Origin of the sequence: Bradyrhizobium sp. AC87j1 (genome assembly GCF_002936975.1) — a bacterium.
GTDB lineage: Bacteria > Pseudomonadota > Alphaproteobacteria > Rhizobiales > Xanthobacteraceae > Bradyrhizobium > Bradyrhizobium shewense.
Map to the genome: position 1 here is coordinate 1 of NZ_PTFE01000215.1, position 2148 is coordinate 2148.

General features: G+C 56.4%; 4 protein-coding genes. 2 read left to right on the forward strand and 2 right to left on the reverse strand.

Translation table 11 applies throughout. The features are described from left to right. A partial coding sequence (locus CV770_RS40835; RefSeq protein ID WP_245454024.1) for a transposase occupies nt 1–458 on the reverse strand: 458 nt, incomplete at its 3' end. 224 nt (nt 459–682) lie between these two features. Between CV770_RS40835 and CV770_RS40840 the strand changes: the two genes are divergently transcribed. Beyond that, nucleotides 683–1039 (forward strand): hypothetical protein, encoded by a 357-nt coding sequence (locus CV770_RS40840; RefSeq protein WP_104466298.1) that lies wholly within the window; start codon nt 683–685, stop codon nt 1037–1039. A 79-nt stretch (nt 1040–1118) separates the two neighbouring features. Here the strand turns inward: CV770_RS40840 and CV770_RS42340 are convergent, their stop codons facing one another. Continuing rightward, nucleotides 1119–1406, reverse strand: coding sequence for a hypothetical protein (locus CV770_RS42340; protein WP_161500092.1), 288 nt, complete (start codon nt 1404–1406; stop codon nt 1119–1121). On the opposite strand from CV770_RS42340, the gene CV770_RS40845 reads away from it, so the two are divergent. After that, nucleotides 1399–1983 carry a carotenoid biosynthesis protein gene (locus CV770_RS40845; RefSeq protein WP_161500093.1) on the forward strand — a complete coding sequence of 195 codons (585 nt, stop codon included), beginning with the start codon at nt 1399–1401 and terminating at the stop codon, nt 1981–1983. The genes CV770_RS42340 and CV770_RS40845 overlap by 8 nt on opposite strands. Nucleotides 1984–2148 lie beyond the last annotated feature (165 nt).

Genomic DNA, 2148 nt, shown 5'->3' on the forward strand with positions numbered 1-2148 from the left:
TCGCCTTCGATCCTGCGATTCCGCCACGCCTCGATCTTGGTATAGATCTTCTTGTTCAGGTTCGACACTGTGCTCGGGCTGACCCGGGTGCCCCACAGCGCCTCCGTGATGTCTTCGACCCGCCGAACCGCAATTCCGGCCAGATACATCTCGATCAGCGCCTCCTCGACCGAGCTCTCCCGCCTCCGGTAGCGCTCGATGATCGCCGTCTCGAAGGTTTGCCGCCGTAGCTCCGGGACCTTCAGATTGACGTCGCCCGCCTTGGTGTGCAGCGTTCGCTCGTAGCTGCCTGCCCGCGTGTCCTGCCGGGCCGGGCTGCGCTCATACCGCCCAGCCCCGCACAGCTGGTCCGCTTCGGCCTCCAGCATCGCGTTCAGTGTCTCTTCCACCGTCCCGCGGACCATCTCGCCCAGGTGATCTCGAATCCGGGCCTCATCAATTTGGATCACCTGACCCATGGCATTCCCATCGTTCATTCAAAGCTCCTCCATTCTAGAAGAAGCCGTCAATCCTGAAAGTGCGAAAGACTCTGTACGTTATCCGCTTAAGTGATCCCGATTGAGCAAGTGCTACCAACTGAGATAGGTTCGACATGTTGCCGGTTGTGGTACTTTCCGAAGCCTCATGGTCGGATCTAGACCACGCAGCGCGCTGCGATCCTGTTCAGACGGGGAGACGTTGAATGCCCGCGAGAAGCTCCGAATACGAGAAGCGCGAACGGAAGACAGATCCAGAGCCCGAACGGGCCGCTCAGGCATCAGCCTCTGGAGCGGGTGGCACCACGCACGATGTTGTAGAATCAGCGAGGGCCGCATCGGGCCATTCATTTGCGTCTCCAGAATGGAAAAAATCTCTCGAAGAGACAACAGACCTGTTCGCTGCGGCATTGAAGGACGGGTCAAAGCTGGCTGCTTCCTCTCTGCACGCTCAGGCCAATCTTATGAAAAATCTTGCCAATTCCAAAACTCCCTCGGACGTAATGAAGTGCCATCTGGATTTCGCGGAGCGGCTCTGGTCGAAACCGTTCAACGAAGGCTGAGAGATAAGATCACTTAAAGCGGGCGTCATCTGTAGCAAGGTAAGCAATTCGCCAACCGCGAAACAGGGGCGATCGCGCACTATTCCCTCCGAGGTGAGCAAACTTTTGGCAGGGCGATATTCTTGTACCGGACTATCGACGCATCGCTTGGGAAACTAAGGAAAGAAAAGATCTCTTCGGCAATATTCACAAGGTTCAGAAGAGACCAAGCAGCGCCATCTTCTTGCAATAGATAGGGTGGATAGGCAAACAACTGCGTTGCCGTTGATTGCTCGCTCAGCCGACGGAAACCGCGCGCAATGACGTTAGATAATGTTGCCCGCAGCAGATTCTGGGCGCGGCAGGAGCCCGCGCTTTGGTTGGCCATCGCTGGCATTCTTGCGGCCGCAATTGGGGTTTCCTGGAATCCAACCCCGCTTGCGCAAGCGCTCGCGGCGATTTTCATTGGCTGCGCGCTGGTCCATGCCACTTTTGACTATGGTCCACGGCGAGCCTTGGTCCTGTTCGTTGCTTGCAATGCAATTGCATTTGCGATGGAAAATCTCAGCACCGCCACGGGCTTCCCATTCGGCGTCTATCATTTCGAGGTAGGACCGAATTTGTCGCACGTCGGCTTGATTCCGATTATTGTGGGACCGCTATGGTTCGGAGCAGGTTATTTTTCCTGGGTAGTCGCGTCGGTTCTGCTTGATGGCGCCGACCGTCAGCTCCATCGCCCTTTCAACTTGATCGCCCTGCCCGTCGTCGCTGCGTTCGTGATGACCCAATGGGATCTTGTGATGGATGCCCCCAACGCGACAATCGCCATGGTCTGGATATGGCACGACGGCGGTGGGGTATTCGTTGTTCCTCTCTCCAACTATCTTGGTTGGCTTCTTACCTCATGGCTGATTTTTTACGCCTTCGCGCTCTATCTCCGCCGCAGCTGCCGTATCCAAGGATGAGCCCTAAGCTACCAGCGATTGGCATCCTTTTTAGTCGACCGTTCTTTAATCGCGGGCACGATGTCAACCCCGATAGACAAAAGTGATCCACTGCCGGGTTCATGGTTCTTTCCGCGGTCGTCTCTACAGCCGCCGCATGATGGCGTTCAACAGGTGTGCATCTCG